Source organism: Neobacillus solisequens (genome assembly GCF_051233465.1).
In the GTDB taxonomy this organism is placed as follows: Bacteria; Bacillota; Bacilli; order Bacillales; family Cytobacillaceae; genus Neobacillus.
In genome coordinates this window covers 82,321-105,170 of sequence record NZ_JBKFGJ010000009.1, presented here as the reverse complement: position 1 = coordinate 105,170, position 22,850 = coordinate 82,321, and the positions used below count along the sequence as shown (strand labels likewise).

16 protein-coding genes are annotated in these 22,850 nt (G+C 41.7%); 4 read left to right on the top strand and 12 right to left on the bottom strand.

Annotation, left to right across the window (positions count from 1 at the left end; all coding sequences use genetic code 11):
* Window positions 1-11 precede the first annotated feature (11 nt).
* From ACI3K6_RS09745 to ACI3K6_RS09715, 7 genes are all read right to left on the bottom strand, one after another.
* Window positions 12-1,139 (bottom strand): DUF4097 family beta strand repeat-containing protein, encoded by a 1,128-nt coding sequence (locus ACI3K6_RS09745; RefSeq protein WP_335477208.1) that lies wholly within the window; start codon window positions 1,137-1,139, stop codon window positions 12-14.
* Between the two features lie 39 nt (window positions 1,140-1,178).
* A complete protein-coding gene (locus ACI3K6_RS09740; protein WP_435554666.1) occupies window positions 1,179-1,493 on the bottom strand; it encodes a magnetosome magnetite crystal formation protein family in 315 nt (104 codons plus the stop codon).
* A 359-nt stretch (window positions 1,494-1,852) separates the two neighbouring features.
* Window positions 1,853-2,407 (bottom strand): CBO0543 family protein, encoded by a 555-nt coding sequence (locus ACI3K6_RS09735; protein WP_435554665.1) that lies wholly within the window; start codon window positions 2,405-2,407, stop codon window positions 1,853-1,855.
* A 222-nt stretch (window positions 2,408-2,629) separates the two neighbouring features.
* Window positions 2,630-5,503, bottom strand: a complete 2,874-nt coding sequence (uvrA, locus tag ACI3K6_RS09730; RefSeq protein WP_435554664.1) for an excinuclease ABC subunit UvrA — start codon at window positions 5,501-5,503, stop codon at window positions 2,630-2,632.
* 8 nt (window positions 5,504-5,511) lie between these two features.
* Complete coding sequence (gene uvrB / locus ACI3K6_RS09725; protein ID WP_335477212.1) at window positions 5,512-7,491, bottom strand: excinuclease ABC subunit UvrB; 1,980 nt, start codon at window positions 7,489-7,491, stop codon at window positions 5,512-5,514.
* Between the two features lie 158 nt (window positions 7,492-7,649).
* Window positions 7,650-7,889, bottom strand: coding sequence for a DUF2198 family protein (locus ACI3K6_RS09720; RefSeq protein ID WP_335477252.1), 240 nt, complete (start codon window positions 7,887-7,889; stop codon window positions 7,650-7,652).
* Window positions 7,890-7,991: 102 nt separating this feature from the next.
* Entirely contained in the window at window positions 7,992-9,800 is a 1,809-nt protein-coding gene (locus ACI3K6_RS09715) for a glycosyl hydrolase family 18 protein (RefSeq protein ID WP_435554663.1), read from the bottom strand.
* 199 nt (window positions 9,801-9,999) lie between these two features.
* On the opposite strand from ACI3K6_RS09715, the gene ACI3K6_RS09710 reads away from it, so the two are divergent.
* The 4 genes from ACI3K6_RS09710 (at window position 10,000) to ACI3K6_RS09695 (ending at window position 16,222) form a co-directional block, all read left to right on the top strand.
* Window positions 10,000-10,863, top strand: a complete 864-nt coding sequence (locus tag ACI3K6_RS09710; RefSeq protein WP_435554662.1) for a MerR family transcriptional regulator — start codon at window positions 10,000-10,002, stop codon at window positions 10,861-10,863.
* Between the two features lie 121 nt (window positions 10,864-10,984).
* Window positions 10,985-12,769: an amidohydrolase gene (locus tag ACI3K6_RS09705; RefSeq protein ID WP_435554661.1), complete on the top strand. Its 1,785-nt coding sequence runs from the start codon at window positions 10,985-10,987 to the stop codon at window positions 12,767-12,769.
* A gap of 172 nt (window positions 12,770-12,941) precedes the next feature.
* The gene (locus ACI3K6_RS09700) at window positions 12,942-14,732 is read left to right on the top strand and encodes an amidohydrolase (RefSeq protein WP_435554660.1); all 1,791 of its coding nucleotides are present in this window, start codon (window positions 12,942-12,944) and stop codon (window positions 14,730-14,732) included.
* 143 nt (window positions 14,733-14,875) lie between these two features.
* Complete coding sequence (locus ACI3K6_RS09695) at window positions 14,876-16,222, top strand: APC family permease (protein ID WP_435554659.1); 1,347 nt, start codon at window positions 14,876-14,878, stop codon at window positions 16,220-16,222.
* Between the two features lie 92 nt (window positions 16,223-16,314).
* On the opposite strand, the gene pgmB is transcribed toward ACI3K6_RS09695, so the two are convergent.
* From pgmB to ACI3K6_RS09670, 5 genes are all read right to left on the bottom strand, one after another.
* A complete protein-coding gene (gene pgmB / locus ACI3K6_RS09690; RefSeq protein ID WP_435554658.1) occupies window positions 16,315-16,992 on the bottom strand; it encodes a beta-phosphoglucomutase in 678 nt (225 codons plus the stop codon).
* Between the two features lie 113 nt (window positions 16,993-17,105).
* Window positions 17,106-19,373, bottom strand: a complete 2,268-nt coding sequence (locus tag ACI3K6_RS09685) for a glycoside hydrolase family 65 protein (RefSeq protein ID WP_435554657.1) — start codon at window positions 19,371-19,373, stop codon at window positions 17,106-17,108.
* A 27-nt stretch (window positions 19,374-19,400) separates the two neighbouring features.
* On the bottom strand, window positions 19,401-20,234 hold the full coding sequence (locus ACI3K6_RS09680) for a carbohydrate ABC transporter permease (protein WP_335477220.1): 834 nt from the start codon (window positions 20,232-20,234) through the stop codon (window positions 19,401-19,403).
* Window positions 20,235-20,247: 13 nt separating this feature from the next.
* Entirely contained in the window at window positions 20,248-21,462 is a 1,215-nt protein-coding gene (locus ACI3K6_RS09675) for a carbohydrate ABC transporter permease (RefSeq protein WP_435554656.1), read from the bottom strand.
* Between the two features lie 91 nt (window positions 21,463-21,553).
* Window positions 21,554-22,819, bottom strand: coding sequence for an extracellular solute-binding protein (locus ACI3K6_RS09670; RefSeq protein WP_435554655.1), 1,266 nt, complete (start codon window positions 22,817-22,819; stop codon window positions 21,554-21,556).
* Window positions 22,820-22,850 lie beyond the last annotated feature (31 nt).

Genomic DNA, 22,850 nt, shown 5'->3' with positions numbered 1-22,850 from the left:
TTTCTTGTCCCCTATTTTTCTAAAGATTTCTTCAAAGTCACTGAACCTGTTTTTGTATCTGCAAAGATTTTTAACATTTTATCAGGATGGTTGACCGATTGGAAACGAAGTGACTTTTGTACCATTTCACTCTTTTCCTCCAGTATTTGGACCCCAACAAGATTTAAGTTAAAGCCACCTAGGTTTGTCTTAAGCTCCCCTTCAACCGGGAGCTCTTCCGGGATATACAGGTCAATTCCCCCGGTCGTCGTTTTGGTGTGAATCCATTCAGCCCTGTTGCCGCTTAGATTCAAATGAATGTTCCCGTTAAATGATTGAGCATCTACTTTAGCCATGTCCCCGTCCAATTTAATAGACCCAGTGATACTTTCCGCCTCGAGTTCATCAAATTGGCTGTGTCTAACTTTAATTTTTCCATTGGCCGTTTCAACCTCAGCTCGTTTACCGATGATCTGTCCCAGTTCAATCTTTCCGTTCGCCGTTTTGACCTGGAGATTGCCTACATTTAATTCTCCACCAGAAATGGAACCGTTAAATAATCTGACTCTGGCATTTTCATATTGTGACTTAGGAACATAGATGAGTGCCTCGACCTTCATCCATTTTTGTTGGGTGCCAAAGCGCAGCTTTTGGTTTGCCACCTCAAATGTAATATCGCGCATAAAGTTCGCTCGTGCGCTGTCTTGGTTTTCAACACGGTACACCTTCGCCTGACACTCTACCCTTACATCGGGCTGATCCCAACTTATGATCTTAACAGAACCGTTTGCCACATCGATATCCATATCCTTGAAGTCTGCGTTTCCATGATGAAAAATATGGGATAGGTCTACGGACTGACCAAAGTTGAAATCAAAATCGAGTTCTTTGATTTTTTTCAAAGCAGAATCAACAAATTCAAAGATTTTGTCCTTTGTTGATTGAAACTTGGAGTTAAATGGATCTTCCTTAGTGCTCTGAGTATGCTCATGATTCTGCTCATATTGAACCGTCGTCGACAGCTCTTTCATGATTTCTTCTTGCTTCTGGTTCACGGTTTGCTGGGCTTTTTCAAGTTCTTCCATTAATGTTAGGGCTTCATCAACTGTCAATTTTCCTTCTTCTACCATTTGTAAAATACGTTTACGTTCCTCTTTCATTTTTTCCACCCTCATCAGAAATTATTTTTCTTAACCAATTTATTCGGAGACCAATACTTTTACGCCCTTGACAATATTCCAGATGAAAATAACCAGCGAAATAACAATCGTAACGACAATGCTAATAACAAAAAAGACCGGAATTTGATCTTGCATGTTGGAAAAGTCCTTGATAGCTGCAAAAATAATGATGGGCACTGTAATAACTGGGATCAAATGGGATAACAAGGCCTTTTTAGCATGCTGTTTGGTATCCGGATCAGAGCTGGCCAGCATGACCACAAGCGGAAAAATAAATCCCGCGAAAAAAACACTAAAATAACACAAACTGGATAAGACCTTTTTTGATTCCATAACGTTCATCACCTCTTGTTAATATGTACGATTAGGTGGTTGGAAAGTTTCGTTAATTTTTTTGTAGGAATTGGGGATTCAGCAATTTTTAGAGCGAGGGCCTCGAGAGATTTTTGGCCTTTCCCGCGTACTTGGAACGGAAACCCGCCGGTTATTGAGATATTCCCGCCTGTTTTTCCGATATCCCCACCGGTTTTTACGATATTCCCGCCGGTTTTTGCGAAATTCCCAGTTTCCGCTAGAATATCCCCTCAGTTTCTGCGATAATTTCGGCAGTTTCTGGGAAAATTCAGGCAAATCCATTCATCAAATTGGCATATAAAAAAGCGACCACCCTAAGTGTTCGCTCTTGTATTGAACTAGCTGATTTCTTTATATGTATTTAATCGAAGAAACCAGTGAGCAATTAAATAGAATACAGTTAAAATAAAAAATGAATAGGTAAAAGACCAATCAATTTTTTTGTATAAATCGATCATTGCCAATAACGGCATACCTACATAAGCTCCTAATCCACCAAAAAAAACGGCTTTTACAAATGGATGATAGGTTGGCTTAAATTGCAATAACAGCATTAGAAATACAGGTAAAACAGAAAGTCGATAGGAAAAGTTTAATGTTGCTACAGGTACTACTTTCACTGGATATGCCCATTTGCCAAAACTAACGCCTATCGTATCAAGGATTTCTGATAATACCATAATCAATAAACCAGTGGAAAATATACGAGCTGAGCTCTCACGATTCCGGAATATGCCCCAAATAACCCATGGAACCACAATCATGGCTAACGCTAACCACCATTGCCAAGTGAAAAAAAAAGCATTCATAACTGCTTCAACAATTAAATGATTGGCTTCACTAATTTGTTTTGTAGCAAGATCGATTTGTTTTAATCCTTCTTGATATGTCATTGCTCCCCACCTGTTTCGCATTATTCATTGACTGTTAGTTTTTACAGAATTTCCCCATTTATACAGCTTCGTAATTGTTGTTGAACTAACAAATCCTAATTGTCATAACTAAAGGAGGTCAAGAAGCTACGAGCAAAACATGGATCAAAAAGAAAAAGACGTATGCTAATTCATACGTCAATACATGTGTAATTTGTAAATAATACCCTAATGATTCCAGCTCTATGCTTTAATGATGCTTTTATCTTCAATTTGTTGTTGCATTCTTAAACGGTCGCGCTCGAGGATTGGCTTTAGGTACTTTCCGGTATACGAACCCTCTACTTCGGCGACCTTTTCTGGGGTACCGCTGGCGATGATGGTACCTCCTTTGTCCCCTCCTTCCGGACCGAGGTCGATAATGTGGTCTACCCCTTTGATGACATCGAGATTATGTTCGATGACCAGTACGGTATCCCCATTTTCAACCAGACGCTGCAAGACAACGAGCAATCTCGAAATATCGTCAACGTGAAGTCCGGTTGTCGGCTCATCCAAAATGTAGAAGGATTTACCATTGGAACGGCGATGCAGTTCGGATGCGAGCTTCACACGCTGGGCTTCCCCGCCGGACAAGGTTGTGGCCGGCTGGCCAAGTTTGATGTAACCTAGGCCAACATCATAAATCGTTTGCAGCTTGCGGCTGATTTTTGGAATGTTTTCGAAAAATTTCAAGGCATCTTCAACCGTCATGTCGAGTACGTCCGCAATGCTCTTTCCTTTATACTTCACTTCAAGAGTTTCCCGGTTATAGCGTTTTCCATGACATACTTCGCACGGAACGTAAACATCCGGCAAGAAGTGCATTTCAATTTTAATAATTCCATCGCCGCGGCAGGCTTCACAGCGGCCGCCTTTTACATTGAAACTGAAACGGCCCTTTTTATAACCGCGCACCTTTGCTTCATTCGTGGAGGAATAAACATCACGAACATCGTCAAATACCCCTGTATAGGTGGCCGGGTTGGAGCGTGGTGTCCTTCCGATCGGTGATTGATCGATATCGATGACTTTTTCAAGATAGTCTACTCCGGTTATACTCTTAAATTTTCCTGGTTTTGTTTTAGCTCTATTCAGTTTTTGCGCCAGGGTTTTATGGAGAATTTCATTGATGAGCGTACTTTTTCCTGATCCAGAGACACCGGTAACAGCGACAAACATGCCTAGTGGCACTTTTACCGATACATTTTTTAAATTATTTTCTTCCGCACCCTTAATTTCAATAAAGCGGCCGTCTGATTTTCGTCTTTCTAATGGAAGAGGAATGAATTTCTTTCCTGATAAATATTGCCCGGTCAATGAGTTCGGGTCAGCCATAACCTCTGAAGGTGTTCCAGCGGAAACAACTTCTCCGCCATGCACACCCGCACCAGGACCAATATCAATCAAATAATCTGCTGCCAGCATCGTGTCTTCATCATGTTCGACGACAATTAGTGTATTGCCGATATCACGCATATTTTGCAGGGTGCCGATTAAGCGATCATTATCACGCTGGTGAAGTCCGATGGACGGTTCATCAAGAATATAGAGAACTCCGGTTAGTCTGGAGCCAATCTGGGTCGCTAAACGAATACGCTGCGCTTCTCCCCCTGAGAGCGTTCCGGCCATGCGGCTCAAAGTTAAGTAATCAAGGCCGACATTGACAAGAAAGCCGAGCCGTTCATTGATTTCCTGTAAAATCAATCTGGCAATCTGCCTTTCTTTTTCGGAAAGCTGGAGGTTCGCAAAGAACTGCTGCGCTTCTTCAATTGAAAAATCAGTCACATGAGCGATATGGTACCCATTAATGAGAACAGCTAACGTTTCTTTCTTTAAGCGGAATCCTTTACAGGTTGGGCATGGCTGTTGAGCCATGTATTTTTCCATTTGCTCACGAATGAAATCGGAGCTGGTTTCCTTAAATCGACGCTCCACATTACGGAGGACACCTTCAAATTCGATATACCCTTCACGAATTTGCCCAAAATCGTTCTCATAACGGAAATAGATTTTGTCATTGCCGGAACCATAAAGAATTTTATCCATCTGGTTCTCTGGAATGTCTTTGACTGGAATATTAATGTCAATTCCGTAATGATTACAAACTGCTTCAAGCAGTTGCGGATAGTACTGTGAGCTAGTCGGCTCCCATGGGGCAATTGCATGCTGCTTAAGGGTTAATTCCTTGTTAGGGATGATTAAGTCAATATCGACTTCTTGCTTGGAGCCTAAACCATCGCATTCAGGACAAGCACCAAACGGGCTATTAAAAGAAAACATCCTTGGCTCTAATTCCCCGATTGAAAAACCGCAGAGAGGACAGGCATGGTTTTCACTGAACATTAGCTCCTCCCCGTCAACTACATCGACAATGACTTTTCCCTCTCCAAGACTTAAGGCCGTTTCCAATGAATCGGCCAAACGAGCAGAAACCCCATCCTTAACGACAATCCGGTCGACAACAACTTCAATTGAGTGCTTTTTATTTTTATCCAGAACAATCTCGTCACTAAGATCTAGCATTTCTCCATCCACACGAACACGGACAAATCCTTGCTTTTTAATATCTTCAAATACTTTCACATGCATTCCTTTGCGTCCGGAAACAACAGGTGCGAGTATTTGCATTTTTGTCCGTTCCGGGTATTCCAGAATCCGATCGACCATTTGCTCAATCGTTTGCGAGGAGATCTCGATACCATGATTAGGACAGGTGGGATGGCCGACTCTGGCAAATAATAGACGTAAATAATCATAGATTTCCGTTACCGTTCCTACGGTTGAACGTGGATTGCGGCTGGTGGTTTTTTGATCAATGGAAATGGCAGGACTCAACCCTTCAATGGTATCGACATCCGGTTTATCCATTTGTCCCAAGAATTGACGGGCATATGCGGAGAGTGACTCAACATAGCGTCGCTGTCCTTCCGCGTAAATCGTATCGAAGGCGAGCGAAGACTTTCCAGATCCGGAAAGCCCGGTCAGCACGACAAGTTTATCTCTTGGAATGGTGATATCTATATTTTTCAAATTATGTGCTCTTGCACCTTTTACAATCAATTTATCCATTACCATGATTCTAGTTATCCTTCCGCTTTCAATTCAAATAAAAGGTCGCGAAGCTCCGCAGCGCGTTCAAAGTCAAGCGCTTTGGCGGCGGCCTTCATTTCTTTTTCCATATCGGCAATCAACTTTTCCCGTTCCTTTTTGTTCATCTTGCCAAACGATGCAGCTGGTTTGTATTCCTCTTGCTCCTCGGCAGCATGAGTGGCACGGATGACATCGCGGATATCCTTTTGGATTGTTTTCGGGGTGATGCCGTGTTTTAAATTGTATTCTTCTTGGATGGAACGACGACGCTTGGTTTCACTGATTGCCAGCTCCATTGAATTTGTCATGCGATCCGCATACATGATCACGTGTCCATTGGCGTTACGTGCGGCACGGCCGATTGTCTGAATCAACGAACGTTCTGAACGAAGGAAGCCTTCCTTATCAGCATCCAATATTGCCACAAGCGATACTTCCGGAATATCGATCCCTTCCCGAAGGAGGTTAATTCCGACTAGAACATCATATTTGCCAAGACGCAGCTCGCGGATAATTTCAATCCGTTCCAATGTTTTCACCTCAGAATGAAGGTATTGCACCTTAATTCCGATTTCCTTTAGATAATCCGTCAGGTCCTCTGACATTTTTTTCGTAAGGGTGGTGATTAGAACCCGTTCATTTTTCTTAACCCGATCCTGGATTTCACCAATCAGATCATCAATTTGGCCTTGAATCGGCCGGACATCGATGGTTGGGTCAAGTAAGCCAGTTGGGCGGATGATTTGTTCCACCATCTCTGGGGTATGTTCTTGCTCATATGGTCCCGGCGTAGCCGAAACATAAATAATATTGTTTATATGCTTTTCGAACTCATCAAAGGTAAGCGGCCTGTTATCAAGCGCTGAAGGCAAACGGAATCCATGCTCCACGAGGACTTCCTTTCGGGCTTTATCCCCGTTGAACATCCCCCTAACCTGAGGCAGGGTTACGTGCGACTCATCAATCACCAATAAGAAGTCTTCTGGAAAATAATCCAATAATGTGTATGGTGTTGATCCAGCAGGACGCAATGTCAGGTGCCGCGAGTAATTTTCAATTCCGGAGCAGAAGCCCATTTCCCGCATCATTTCCAAATCATAACGAGTCCGCTGTTCGAGACGCTGGGCTTCAAGCAATTTATTATTTTCTCTTAAAACTGTAAGGCGTTCTTCAAGCTCTTTTTCAATATTTTCAATCGCCACACGCAGCTTTTCTTCCCGGGTGACGAAGTGAGACGCCGGGAAAATCGCCACGTGTTCGCGCTCACCAATAATTTCACCGGTGAGGGCGTCAACTTCACGAATTCGATCTATTTCATCTCCGAATAATTCCACTCGAATACAGTGTTCATCACGGGAAACCGGGAAAATCTCGACAACGTCACCACGGACGCGGAAAGTCCCCCGTTTAAAGTCGATATCATTGCGTTCATATTGGATATCAACGAGGCGATGCAGCAGCTCGTTCCTTTCCATTTCCATTCCGGTCCTTAATGACACAACCATTTCCCGATATTCTTCTGGGGAACCGAGGCCATAAATACACGAAACACTGGCAATAATGACGACATCTTTCCGTTCAAACAGGGAAGATGTTGCTGAGTGCCGTAATTTATCAATCTCGTCGTTGATGCTGGCATCTTTTTCAATAAAGGTATCCGTTTGGGGAACATAGGCCTCCGGCTGATAGTAGTCATAGTAACTGACAAAGTACTCTACCGCGTTGTTGGGGAAGAAATCCTTAAACTCGCTGTAGAGCTGGCCTGCAAGTGTTTTATTATGGGCGATGACAAGTGTCGGTTTGTTTACTTCTTTAATAACATTGGAGATCGTGAATGTTTTTCCTGTACCGGTGGCGCCAAGCAGGGTTTGGTGCTGCTTGTTGTTGCGGATGCCTTCGACTAATTGTTTGATGGCCTCCGGCTGATCCCCCTGAGGCGAATACTTTGAGACTAATTCAAATTGGTCCTTCACGAACAGGTTCCTCCCGTTTTTCATCTCTATAGTTACTGTTTTTGAATCTCCGTTTTCAATATTATCATTCTACCACATTCACCCAAAAACAAACCAACAATATGCGAACTAATATTCGTTTTTTTATAAAATAAAAAGCCTGCCACATGACGGGCAGACTATGATTCGTTTTTTCTCGCTGTTTTTGGTTTCAATTTTGACGCAAGCCAGAAACCGGCTGTTAGTGAAAAAGCATCAATGACGATAAGGACTAATGTATTTGTATAACCTTTATAGGCAGATCCTGCGATTAGGGCGACAGTCAAGATCAGGCCGATCATCCGATTGTAAGTGACCCGTGTGAACAGGAGAACTAATAACCCCGGCAAAATCAACGCCGATAAATATTCAATTACAATCAAAGGGTACACCTCATTTATTCTTGTTCTGTTAATTAATTCTAGAAATTAATCCAGAAAAATGCAACAAAAATAAATCCGGTTTGCATAGTACATCTTGATTTATTTCAAATCATTATAAATCTTGGATGCCAAAACCTTATTAGGATCTTGACTCAGCTCCCACATTACAGCGCCACCTAAGCCCATCGATTTGATAAAGGAAGTTTTATAGCCGATTGATTCCAGGTCATCATAGCTGACGAACTGTGAGCCATTAAATAGCCACGGTACTTTTGAATCGGTCTCCCAATAACGCATGAACCCATTTTTGTTAAGATAATTCGCCTCTATATTGGCGTAACTAATGGAAGACCCTCCACCTGAATAAGATTGGTACAAACCGTTATTCAAATTTGTTACCTGATTAAAGATTCTTCCGTATAGCGGCATGCCCATGACTATTTTATTGGCAGGCACACCGTTATTGATATAAAGTTGCACTGCATCCTGAACACTCCACTCGCCGGTAAATTTTGATTCAGGATCTCGGTACAACGGAGCATTCATACCGGTTAAGGTGTCCCATTCACCATGAAAATCATAGGTCATCAGATTCATATAATCGACATATTGCTGAAGTAAATTCAGCTCTGTATTTGCTGCAAAGCTCCTGCCTGCTCCTCCGGCGATCGTTACAATATATTTTTTCCCATCCACAGCGCTTTGGGCATCAAAGGTTTCTCTGATTTTCTTTATCAAAAGCGTAAAATTCTGTTTGTCCTCGGGGCGGTTCACATTGTCTGGTTCTCCCCCGGCAACCGGATATTCCCAGTCTATATCCACTCCATCAAAACCGTATTTTCTGATAAAGTCCAGACAGCTTTGCGCAAAAATTGTTCTGGATTGGTCGGTCAAAGCTACATCCGAGAATTTTTCTGACCAAGTCCAGCCGCCAACAGAAATTAAAGTTTTTAAATTTGGATAGGACTGCTTCAATTTGGTTAATTGATAGAAGTTTCCTTTATAAGGCTGTGTGGTTGTATCTCCTGAAAATGGCTTTTCTACATCTGCCCATGAGTCCCCCAAAGCTATTTTTCCATCCGTAGAAATGTTAGCGAAGGCATAGTTTAAGTGTGTTATTTGGGATGCATCAATGTTTGCCACTTGAAAATTGGAATATGTTGACCAGCTTGTGTAATATCCAACCATCTTGTAGGCGCTCTGTACCGCACTTACGGTATTTTTTACAATGACAGTCCTTGAAACCTGTGCTATTTGATTGGCAGTATCGTAAACTACGACCTTTAATATTTGTTCTCCATCCGGCACCCAGGGATTCGTGGCCCAACTTACACTATAGGGTGCGGAAGTCAGGGATTTGATTAAATAGCCGCCATTGCTGCTATAAAACTCCACCTTGCTAATTCCTTTATCATCGCTTGCACTGACTGATAAGGTAACGGTTCCACTAACGGTTTTTCCGTCACTGGCAATCGGTGAAACCTGGATATTGCCAACCTGCGGCGCCAGATCCGTCACCACTTTGGGAGTGGTTACCTTTATAATATTACTTGAAGAAGATATATTTCCACTTGCATCCCGTGCCTTAATAAAATAGCTGTAAGTGGTATTGGCCGTTAAATTATTAACCGTATATTGCGTGGATGTAGTCTTCCCTATTACTTTATTATTCTGGAAAACATCGTACCCAGTAACCCCCACATTGTCAGTCGAGCTCGTCCATGCCAAAGAAACACTTGAACTTGTGATCCCGGTTGTACGAAGATTTGTCGGTGCTGTTGGTGCTTTTCGATCTGACGTGGCTGCTTCCGTCACACTATATGTGGTGAAGTAGCTAACCAGCAAGAAAATAATAAAGAAGAACCTAAAGCCGTTATGCTTTTTCAAATGGTGGACATGTGGCTTCATCCCTTTAACCTGCCTCTCCTATTAAAATATTATGATAATTCTATTTTAATTGATGGTATGGCAGGGATATAGTGGTAAATACTAGTATTATCGGCATGATTCGTTTTGAGGACATAAAGCATTCATAGTCTGGTATTGCAATGTCTCTTTATTCATTTTAAAGTAGAGTTATAGTAAGGATATCGGGGGAGTAAAACCTATGCAAAGCAAGTTGAGTATTGGAGAAATGTCAAAGCTTAGACGCGTAACCATCCATACATTACGGCATTACGATAAAATCGGCTTGTTGAAACCGGATTATATTGACCCCCATTCCGGCTATCGCTATTACTCCATTGAACAGTATGAAGTGCTCGGAACAATCAAGGAATTAAGGAATATTGGTTTTTCCCTAGAGAAAATTAAGCTATTTCTAACGAATCGGAACGTCGATCAATCGATTCAATTTCTACAGAAATCCATGAGCGATATTCAGAAAAAAATCAGGGAATTGCAAGATATTCATCATATTTTGAATATCCGATTAACCAATATTGAACAGTTTAAAAACAGCTATAAAGACACAGATATCGTCATTAAATACTTTGAAGAACGTGAATATATTCAGCTAGAAAAGCCAGTGAGTTGGAACGATTATGAAAGTCTCTATTTTGGATTTCTTGAGCTTGAAAATATGATTGAAGGAGCCATTCCAGTACTGGCCAGTAATAAATTTGGCGACATTATTTATAAAGAGTACTTTGATGAATTTCGACAAACTTCAGATATTCCCGATCAGCTTAGTTCCTATCAATCTCAATTATTCATATTGATTCAGGATGAAGATTCGCCGTACTCCACTCAAAAACTAGAAAAAGGATTATATATTTGTTCCTACCATACGGGCCTCGTATGGGAAAAAATGCTGATTCAGCTCAAAAAACTATTGGATTATTGTGATAAATATGGCTATGTTATTACCGGTAACGCCGTTCGAATTATGCAGGTTGATGTTTCTTTAACAGACCAATATGATGAAGCTTATTATGAAATCCAGATTCCCATTCAAAGGAAAATCGTTTAGAAAACAGGCTACGAAATGTTCACCATTTCGTAGCTTTTTATGTTTTGAAACCGTTTACTCTAGCCTTACGCGAGACTTTATAATGACTCCTGTAAGTGACAAAAATATAGGGGGCATTATGATGGAAAGTATTCAAAGAAAACGGTGGCCACATTTTTTGATTGCTATTCTTGTACTGCTGTTACCATTGTTAAATGGCTGTACAAAAGATCAAGAAGTCTCAAAAAAGGCAACAACCCAATCGGATGAAGCAGCTACCCTGGTTCTGAAGAACGGTATGATCTACACAATGGAAGATCATCAGCCTACAGCTGAAGCCGTTGCCGCAAAGGATGGAAAGATTGTCTTTGTCGGCAGCACCAAAGAGGTAGAAAAGTATGTGGGAAAAAACACTAAAGTCATTGATTTAAAAGGAAAAATGGTTTCTCCAGGATTTATGGATGGTCACACACATATCCCGGGTTTATGGCTTACAAAACTATTCGAAGTAGATCTTTCAAATCTGGATAGTCATGAGGAATACATTAAAGCCGTCTCTGACTATAGGAAGAAGAATCCAAATGTTAACATTATTACAGGGCTAGGCTGGGTAAATGGCCCATATGAACAAAAAGATGGGACAAATCCCGGCCCGACGAAAGAGGATTTAGATGCGGTTGTTTCCGACATTCCTGTCATTCTCCTTTCTATTGACCATCATTCAGTTTGGGCAAACTCCAAGGCACTTGAAATGGCCAAGATAACCAAAGATACCAAGGCTCCTAAAGGTGGCATGATTGAACATAATGCTGATGGCTCCCCTCGAGGTGTTTTACGTGAGGGAGCAATGGATTTAGTTGCAGACGTTCAGGCATTATTTAAACCTACCAAAGAGCAATATAAGGAAGCAATTTTAAAATATCAAGAGGAAATGCATAGTTTTGGGATGACTGGCATTATGACTTTTGAGGATAAAGAACATCTGATCGATATCTTGGGAGAGCTGGAACAAGAAGGGAAGTTGACCATGAGAGTTGCCGGGGCCTATTTTATTTACCCTGACAGCACTCCGGATGAAGCTGTTCAAAAAGTGAAGGCCGCCTCTCAAAAATATCATTCTGATTGGCTTCGAGCTAATACCATTAAATTATATGCAGATGGTGTGACAGAAGGAAAAACAGCACTATTCATTCAACCATACACAGAGAAAGCTGGAATGGGGCATAATCACCATGGAGAAATGCCTTGGGAAGTGAATGACTTCAATAAAATGGTTGCAGCAGTGGATAAAGCAGGAATTCAATTGCATATTCACGCGATTGGGGACGGAGCTGTTAATGCTGGACTTAACGCGATTGAAAATGCTGTTAAAACGAATGGGGAACGTGATTCACGCCATATCATTACCCATATTTCTTCCATTCAAGACAATGATATTCCGAGAATGAAAGCATTAAAAGTTATTGCCGCTTTACAACCATTCTGGTTTTATAAGGACCAATACTACGGGTTGGAAAAAGCTATGGTCGGTGAAAATCGTGCATTGGCGATGTACCCAGCAAGAAAAATGTGGGATGCCGGAGTGACGATATCCGGAAGCAGTGACTACCCGCCAACTCCTGACTACCGTCCGCTCAATTCAATCGAAACGGGTGTGACAAGAAACAGCCCATATCCGGAGGAGCAGGATCAGGACATGGTACGTAATGCATCTCAAGCACTTACCGTTCAAGAAATGCTGCAGGCAGTTACAAAGAATGTGGCTTATCAAATGTTCCGTGAAAATGACCTGGGCACATTGAAGGTTGGAAAGAAAGCCGACATGGTTGTCCTTGGCCAGGATATTACTAAAATCAAGCCTAAGGATATCTCGGAAACACCTGTATACTATACAATCGTGGATGGAAAGATCGTATATAAAAAATAATTTATTTTTGGACCACCTGGCAATTATGTTAGCGGTCCAATTCAGGAGAAAACCAGTCTACGAAATGTTCACCATTTCGTAGATTTTTTCGTTTCGAGACTGTTTACTCTGGTGTTATACCAGACTTTATAATAATTCCTGCAAGCCACTAAATCTTTAGGGGGTTAAAATAATGATTAGTTTTCTAAGAAACCAGAAGTTATTAGCTTGGTTGGGCATTATAGTTCTGTTGCTTCCATTGCTAAATGGTTGTGCCAAGGAAAAAGAAGCCTCCCCAAAAAAACAAGCAGGAGGATCGGATGAATTAGCTACGCTTGTTTTAAAGAATGGTATAGTACACACGATGGAAGATAACCAGCCAACAGCGGAAGCAATTGCTGCCAAGGATGGAAAGATTATCTTTGTCGGCAGTAGCAAGGATGTAGAAAACTATGTTGGAAAGGGCACCAAAGTCATTGATTTAAAAGGAAAGATGGTCTCACCGGGGTTGATGGACGGACATACCCATATTCCTGGCCTTTGGACAACCAAGTTGTTTGAAGTGGATCTGTCAGGCCTCAAAACTCATGAGGAATATCTGAAAGCGGTTGCTGATTTCCGAAAGAAACATCCTGATGTAAAAATTATTACAGGTACAGGCTGGAAAAACGGTCCATATAAACAAGCAGATGGAACGAATCCTGGGCCGAAGAAGGAAGATTTGGACGCAATTGTTGCTGACATACCCGTCATTCTTTATTCTATCGATAATCACTCCGTATGGGTAAATTCCAAGACGATGGACATGTCCAAAATTTCCAAAGACACCCAGGCACCGAAAGGCGGTATGATTGAACACAACCCCGACGGCTCGCCAAGAGGTGTTCTGCGTGAAGGCGCAAGAGATTTGGTGGATCAAGTTCAAGCCTTATTTACGTTAACAAAAGATCAATATAAAGAAGCCGTCTTAAAATACCAAGAGGAAATGCACAGCTTTGGTATGACCGGGATTATGACCTTTCAAAGAACAGATGACAAAATGATTGATATACTTGGAGAATTAGAAAAAGAAGGTAAGCTGACGATGCGCGTCTCTGGCACCTATTTTATCGACCCGGGCAGCAATCCGGAAGTTGAAGTAGAAAAAATGAAAAAGGCTCAACAAAAGTACCACTCGGATTGGCTTCAGGTACATACTGTTAAACTATTTGCCGATGGAGTGACCGAAGGCAAAACTGCACTCTTCCTCGAACCATACACTGAGGGGGCTGGAATGGGCCGTGACTTCCATGGGGATTCAGTTTGGAAGATAGATAATTTCAATCAAATGGTATCTGCCATGGACAAAGCTGGAATCCAGGTTCATATTCATGCGATTGGTGACGGAGCGGTTAATATGAGTCTAAATGCCATTGAGAGCGCTGTTAAAACAAATGGAGAACGTGATGCTCGCCATACGATTACCCATATTTCAGCAATCAAAGACAGCGACATCGCTCGAATGAAAGCATTGAAAGTCATTGCTTCCTTACAACCCTTCTGGTTCTATAAGGATCAATATTATCAATTGGAAAGTGCCATGATCGGCCAAGATCGCGCACTAGCCATGTATCCAGCCAGAAAGATTTGGGACGAGGGCGTGCTGATTTCCGGAAGCAGCGACTACCCGCCAACTCCTGACTACCGTCCACTCAATTCAATCGAAACGGGTGTGACTAGAAACAGCCCATATCCGGAGGAACAGGATCAGGACATGGTACGTAATGCATCTCAAGCTCTTACCGTTCAAGAAATGCTACAGGCTGTCACAAAAAATGTTGCTTATCAGATTTTCCGTGAAAACGATCTGGGAACATTGAAAGTTGGCAAGAAAGCCGATATGGTTGTCCTTGATCAGGATATTACCAAAATCAATCCTAAGGATATTTCCGAAACTCCTGTGGACTATACAATCGTTGATGGAAAGATCGTATATAAAAAGTAATTTATTTTTAGACCGCCGAACTATCTGTTAAGCGGTCTTATTTTTTTATGAAAACGGTTTACTCTGGTGTTGGACAAGACCTTATAATAAGTCCATGCATCTTTGATACTTTCATAATGACCATTACAAGGAGGATTGAATAAATGGAAAAATCAAATTCACCAACACTAAAGCGCTCGCTTACGTTAAAGTATGTCGTCTTTTTCGGATTGGCCTTTATGGCGCCTAAAACGTTTTTCTCCACATATGGAGTAGCCGTTCATCGTACAAACGGGATGATACCAACCGCTTATGCGATCGCTTTTGTTGTTATGCTTTTTACGGCTTATAGTTATGCACAGTTAGTCAAAGCTTTTCCAAATGCCGGGGCAGCGTATACTTTTACGCAGAAATCGATAAGTCCACATTTCGGATTTATTGTTGGTTGGACGATTATCCTTGACTATATTTTAAGTCCAATGATCAGTTCCCTAATCTTAGGAATTGCTCTGAAAGCCTATTTTCCTTCCATTCCAATGTTTGTATGGATCATATTATTCATAGTCACCGTTACAAGCGTCAACATCCTTGGCATAAAATTAGCAGCTAAACTAAATACTTACATGCTTCTTCTGCAAATTTTATTGTTTGCCATCTTCTTTATTTTGTCGATCAAAGGACTTCTTGCAGGAAAAGGGGCTGGAACATTAATGTCCATTGCTCCATTCTATGATACAAAAGTGAATATGCCTGCTCTTTTATCGGTAGTACCCATTCTTTGTTTTAGCTTTTTAGGCTTTGATGCTGTATCAACCCTATCCGAAGAAACGAAAGATCCTACCCGAACACTGCCAAAAGCCATTTATTTGATTATGGTGATTGGAGGTTTCTTATTTATAGCAGGTTCTTACTTTGCTCAACTCGTTTTTCCAGAATTTCAGTCTTTCAAAAATCCTGAATCTGCCTATTTAGAGATTGCAGTCTATATTGGCGGAAAAGCCTTCATGAGTTTTTTTATAGCTGTGGGACTGACCTCCACCTTTGCCTCAGCCGTAGCATCCGGAACGAGTGCCTCCCGGATTTTATATGCCATGGGAAGGGAAAATGTCCTGCCAAAAAAAGTCTTTGGTTATTTATCACCAAAGTTCAGCACACCTGTATTTAATATTTTAATAGTAGGAATAGTTTCGTTAAGTGCCCTATTTCTAAGTTTAACAGCAGCCGTATCGCTCATTAGTTTTGGGGCGTTGTTCGCTTATTTCTTTGTCAATCTTTCGGTCACAGCCCATTATTTTTTCAGAGAGAAAAAGAGGTCAATAAAGGGAACAATTCAATATTTCATCATTCCACTTATCGGTGCAGGACTCATTGGTTTATTTTTTATCGAATTGGATATCCACTCACTCATGCTCGGAGGAACTTGGTTGATCGTGGGATTTATCTACCTATTAAACTTAACAAAATTGTTCAGGCAGCCGCCGCCTGAGCTTGGTCTTGATGAAGCTTCATAAAAAAGGACTGGTCATTTAGGTACAGAATAGATTGAATATTACTGATAAAAAGCCGTTCCTCAATTGAAGAACGGCTTTCCTATCTTTCGGTCTCAAGATTTTGCAGAATAAAACGCAGCCCTGATTTCATCAAACTGAATTTCCTCGGTCGAGTGATAGATCAGATCCGCCTGCACAAGTCTTTCCACATTCCCAATGCCCACCGCAAACATACCGGCTGCTTTGATAGCAGTGATTCCCGCTTCTGCATCCTCTATTCCGATACAGTCAGCAGGCACAACGCTCAACTGTTCAGCTGCCCGCAAAAAAATCTCCGGATCCGGTTTCCCTTTTTGAATCAAAGCCGCATCGACGATGACGTCAAACTCTCCAGCTAGTTCCAAACGGCTGATAACAGTAAAGGCATTTTTGCTGACTGAAGCCAACCCCATCTTAATTCCATTCTGCTTAAGGTCAAAGATGAATTCCTTAATTCCCGGAAGAATATCTTGTGGTGTGATCGTTTCTATCAGTCTCCGGTAATAGTCATTTTTTCGATCGGCAAGCAATGTCTTTTCATCCGTGGTGAAATCATTCTGTTTCCCGCCTAGAACTAGAATTTTCTCAAGAGATTCCATCCGTGAAATCCCCTTCAGTTCCTCATTAAATCCCTTTGTAAAGGGTATTCCTAATTCCTTGCTGAGCGCCTCCCAGGCACGGTAATGATACTCAGCCGTATCGGTAATTACTCCATCCAAATCAAAGATTACTGCCTTCAATTGTGGAACCATCAATCCAGCCTCCCCATTTACATTTTCGTGTCTTCACACATGCTACGCTTTTCCTAAAAAGAAAAGGCTGTCCCAAAATGAAAGGGGACCAACCTTTTAGAGCAACCTGGTTGTCAAATTATTATCGAGGTTTCTTTTTCCAGCAAATACGGCTGATTGTATACAGTCAGAGATAAACCATCACCCTCCAATAGGTGAATAATCGTTTGCTCTGCTAATCTCTCAATCTGAATTTTGCGTCCCTGATATCGAATAGAGAAACGGTATCCGGACCATTTGTCAGGGATGATCGGAGACAAGGACAATCCTCTTTCATTTATCCTTAGGCCGGCAAAGCCAAAAACGATTGCCAGCCATGTCCCGCCCATGTTGGCCATATGCAGACCGTCCTTTGTATTTCCATGTGTATCTTCCAAATCCAATCGTGCCGTTTCGTTAAAATACTGGTAGGCCTTTTCTCCATTACCGAGTTTGGACGCCATAATACTAAAGATGCAGGTTGATAGGGACGAATCATGAGTGGTAATGTTTTCGTAGTAATGAAATGAATTTCGAATCGTTTCGACACTCTGCTCATCCTCCAACAAAAAGTGCGCCAGCACCGTATCCGCCTGTTTACAAACCTGATAGCGGTAAATGGTCAGTGGATGATAATGCAAAAGCAGCGGAAAATCTTCCTTTGGTGTGCCCGCTAAATCCCAAACAGCCTTTTGCAAGAATGTATCATCCTGAGGGTTGATCATTAGGGTTTCATCATACGGCAAATACATCGAATCGGCCGCTTTTTGCCAAGCATCCATTTCCTCAGTTTTCAACCCGATTTTCCGAGATAAAGCTGATAGAGCTTCCTGAACCTGTGTTTCAAGTAATCGGAAGAACTTGGCCGCCCAAAGCAAATTATGTTTGGCCATGGCATTGGTGTAATAGTTATTGTTGACGATACACGTATATTCATCGGGACCGGTTATGGCATCAATTTTAAAAGAGCCTTCGGAAAAATGACCAGTTTCCAGCCACAGCCTTGCCGTTTCAAACAGCACCTCCGCCCCGAAATCCCTCATAAAGGCCAAGTCATTGGTCACAAGGTAATATTGAATAAAGCTATAGGCAATGTCTGCGCTAATATGGTACTGAGCCGACCCAGACGGAAAATACGAAGAACATTCAGTGCCTGAAATCGTTCGCCATGGATATAATGCTCCTTTCCGATGTCCCATTTCTTTTGCATGATCTCTCGCCTGATCCAAGATGGAATATCGGTATAAAAGCAGACTTTTCGCCATTTCTGGATGGGTCATTAAAAAGACGGGAAATATGTAGATTTCCGTATCCCAAAAGTAATGGCCCTCGTACCCTTCTCCGGACAATCCTTTAGCCGCAATGTTAGAAAAACGGTCCCGGCCAATCGATTGCAACAGGTGAAATAAATTAAAGCGAATTCCCTCCTGAATGGTGGAATCTCCCGTTATTACAATGTCTGCGTAATTCCAAAACTCTTCTAAATAAACCGTTTGCCCCTGTAAAAAATGATCAAAGCTTTTTTCGTGCAGTTTTGTTTGCAGTGCAAATGAAGCAGCACGTAGATCTTCCCCGTGCCTCAAAGTATCTGTAAAAATCGCTTTTTTCTCAAACTCCGCTTTCCCTGTGAATTCAAAAATGAATTCCGTTTCGATAGAGGAAGCTTTAGCAAAATCCTTTCTTAAATAAGGGGAAGTCACACTATAAACGGCCGCACAAGCTGTTTTTAAGTGAGTATTGGTTGTTTCACACTCGACAAAGGAGATAGAATCTGATTGCTCTACTCGGGTAACGTTCAGGAGCTTTGCATGGCCCGAAGCAACACGCGGATCACTCTTGTCCACATAGTTCTGAACATCGCCATTAATTGTTGAAACAACTCGCACCTGGCCCCTGTAATCAGCTGATTCTATTTCAATTCTTTGGATAAAGACCTCTTTTTCACAAAATGAAACAATTCTTTTAAAGATAAGGTTTATTCTTTTTCCCGAAGGAGAGCACCATTCGATGATTCTTTCTGAAAAACCTTGATCAAGATGGAGATGGCGTTCAAACGAATGGACTTCACCTTCATTAAGGCTGAACCTATCTTCTCCGAAGTAAATGGCAATTGTTTGGGCGTCGATGATATTTAAAAGCTTTTGCTGACTTTCCGGAAAGGCATAGAGCTTCTCACCATATGAAATGGGAACAGAATCATGAAAGGCATTGATATAGCTGCCACGAATGGTTTTTTGACCAGGCAGAAGACCTTCTTCAAAATTTCCGCGGACCCCAAGATATCCATTTCCTATAAAAAATAAACTTTCATCTACTAATATTTGAGATTCTTCCGTACTGAAAGAACTAATTTTCCAAGACATGCTGTACACCTCTATGCTTTTGTAAGATTACTCTTTTACACCGCCGCTGGTAAGCCCGGAAACAATTTGCCGCTGAAAGAAAAGGACAATAATCAGTGTTGGGACGGTGACGATTGCTGTTGCCGCAGACACTTGGCCCCAAAGGATCTCAAATTGCGTCCGTAAAAATGAAATGGCCACCGGTACTGTGTGATACTCGGCGTTTGGATTTAAGGTGATGGTCAAAAGAAATTCATTCCAGGAGGCGATAAATGTAATGATGGCAGTCGTAAAAACACCGGGTGCTGCCAGTGGAAAGATGATTTTATATAAGGTTTGGAAAGTGGTCGCCCCGTCCATTTTCGCGGATTCTTCAAGAGCTGCCGGAATTTGATTGAAATGGGTGACTAAAATCCAAACCGCCATAGGCAGCGTAATGGTCGAATACGGTAGCACAACTGCATATGAATTCAAGAGTTTGAAATGTAAAAATAAATTATAAACAGGACCGGTAATAATCATTTGCGGGAACATCGATACTGCAAGGATCAAGCCCAGTAGAATGTTTTTCCCTTTAAATTGGAACCGGGATATGGCATAGGCTGAAAAGGTAGCGACCACTATGATATAAACGGTGGTGGTTGTCGCCACAATCAGGCTATTTTTAATCGAGTTTAAAATGTTCTTTTCAAATAAAATCGTTATATAGTTTTGGATGGTCGGATGTTCGGGGACGACACGGAATGCCCCTGTTCCAAATATTTCACCTGATGTTTTAAAGGAGGTGATAAAGACCCAGAAAAATGGGAATACCATCGCAAACAAATACAGGACTACAATGATCCCAAAGGTAATCCATAGCTTTCTTTTCGATGCCTGCATATGAGCCCCCTCCTTAATTTCTCTCCATTAGGTTAGCACCCAGAAATTTTACAAAAATGATAGCAATAATTGCGACACAAACAAACATAAGCATCACAGTAACGGAACCATAGCCGAAATTGGTCTGCCCGAACATAACCTTGTAGGCATAAATGGACATGGTTTCGGTTTCGCCGCCGGGACCTCCCCCTGTTAATACATAAATAAGGTCAAATACCCGGAAGGCATCCAAAGTCCGGAATAACAAGGCGACAAGGATGGATGGTTTCAACAAAGGCAGGGTCACTTTAAAAAATGCTTGAATTTTGGTGGCCCCATCGATCGATGATGCTTCATATAAATCCTTTGAAATATTCTGCAATCCAGCTAAAAGTAATAATGCCATGTAAGGCGTTGTTTTCCATACATCGGCCAAAATAGTCGAAATCATCGCACCCGTTCCGCTCAAGAGCAAATCTTGGGATTTATCTACGAGACCAATCATTTCAAAAAAATGAGCGATTATCCCACTGCTTCCATTAAAAAGATAGCTCCACATCAATGCCGCAACGGCGGTCGGGATGGCCCAGGGAATTAAGGAGGTAGTCCGAATCAGACCTTGGCCAAAAATGGTTTTATTCAATATGAGTGCAAGACCAAGTCCAAGAACGAGTTCAATAAACACGGATACAATCGTAAATAGGGCGGTATTCCTTAATGCAATGCCAATCCGCTCATCGCTTAAAACGTGTTTATAGCCTTTTAAGCCTATGAAATTGGATGGAATGATACTATTTTGCAAGTCGTCTACCAACGGAGGCAGATCATCCTTGTGGATCAGCGTATACTTCTGATTAAGGGAGGTTATTAAGGACTTTGCATGTTTGTGCAATCGTTCAATCTTCGTCCTTTCCTGCTTACTAATCTTGATGACACCCTTTTGGTTTTTATATTTATGGACGGCAGTGGACAGTTCTTTCGTTATGTCGGCAACCCGGTCTTGATCCTGTGCATCCTTAATGTTCGGCAGGTCTTCTTCCAGGAACATCGAAATATACATTTGTGTTTCATTGAATAGGGAAGCATTAAATCTTTCACTAAGGTACAATCCGGACTTTTGCTGGTCGTTCAGGCGATAATCAAAAAAGGTATAGGTGAATGACTGCAAAACCGGCCAAACAGAGAAAATTCCAATGAGCAATAGTGTGGGAACGATAAACAGCCATTCCTTGAAACCCATTTTCCGCATTGTTTCACCTCTTTACAGTTACATATTCTGATAGAAAAGGGAGGCCTTCCATAAGTCAGCCTCCCCTATTATTCAAGTTAGATTGGATCGTTTATTGTCCTTTAGCAGCGTCTTCAATTGCCTTAACCGCTTCATCAAGACCTGTTCCGGAGCTTAAATATTTATGTGCGGAAACTTGAATGGTGTCTGAAGTCTTTGAGTATTCAGGTGAAACCGGTCTTGCAATCGTTGCAGATAATGCTTTTTGGAAGCCTGGATAGCTTAACATGACATTGGCATTTTTAACGTCTTCATCGTTGAGCAGTGAGTTAAAGCCAGGCAAATATCCGCCTTCTGTAGACATGATTTTTTGCCCTTCTTCACCTGCAGTAAATTTGACGAATTCCCATGCACCGTCAAGGTGTTTCGAATTTTTATTCATTCCAAGCAGCCAGCCACCTACTGACCCACCATTAGGAAGCGGAGCAATACCAACTTGGTCAACGGTTACAGTTACACCGTCCTCTTTTCCTTTAATCCGCCCAAAAGCATACGGCCAGTTGCGGGCAAATACTGCATTGCCTTGTTCAAAGTTGGTATGAGTTTCTCCTTCCATGAAGTTAAGGAGATCCTTCGGTTCGAAAGGTGCTTGTGTGAATTTATACATCGTTTCTAGTCCGCCTTTAACATCCTGGTACGATTTGGAGAACTCGGTAACGTTTACGGTCAACCCTTCATATTGCTTAGATTGATAGACAAAGCCGTATTTGGTATTGTTTTTGCCAGTATAGGTTTTCGCCATGTTATATAAGTCATCGTAAGTATAGTTGCCACTTTCCAGTTTGGCGGCATCTTCTTGACTGACAATGTCCTTACGGAAATAAAGCAATCCAAGATCCGGGAAGAATGGAAGAGTGTATTGTTTGCCTTTATAATTTCCGGATGTCATCGATCCTGAGTTAAAATCCGTCTTTTTGAGACCTTCTTTGTTCATTTGTACATCAATTGGATCCAAATATCCGGCACCGGCAAATTCTCCTGCCCAAACAACGTCCATTGAAATAACATCATAATCGGAAGAACCGCTTGATAATGAATTCAGAAGCTGGTCATGCATTTGTGCGGAGTCGTTTGTCATTTGCGTCCATTCCACTTTGTACTTGTCCTGCTTTTGATTGAACGCCTTAATTAATTTCTTGGTAGCAGGTGTGTTGTCTGCCTGAGCCGCAAATTTTAAAACAATGGGACTGGAACTGGATTTTTTGTCATCAGCAGGCTTTGACTTATCACCGCTGGTATTGCTGCTGCACCCTGTAAGTGCAATGCTCGCGGCAAATGAAAACGCTAACATTCTTGTAATCCATTTTCTTTTTGACATTTATTTTTGAGCCCCCTTTTTGGTTTATACT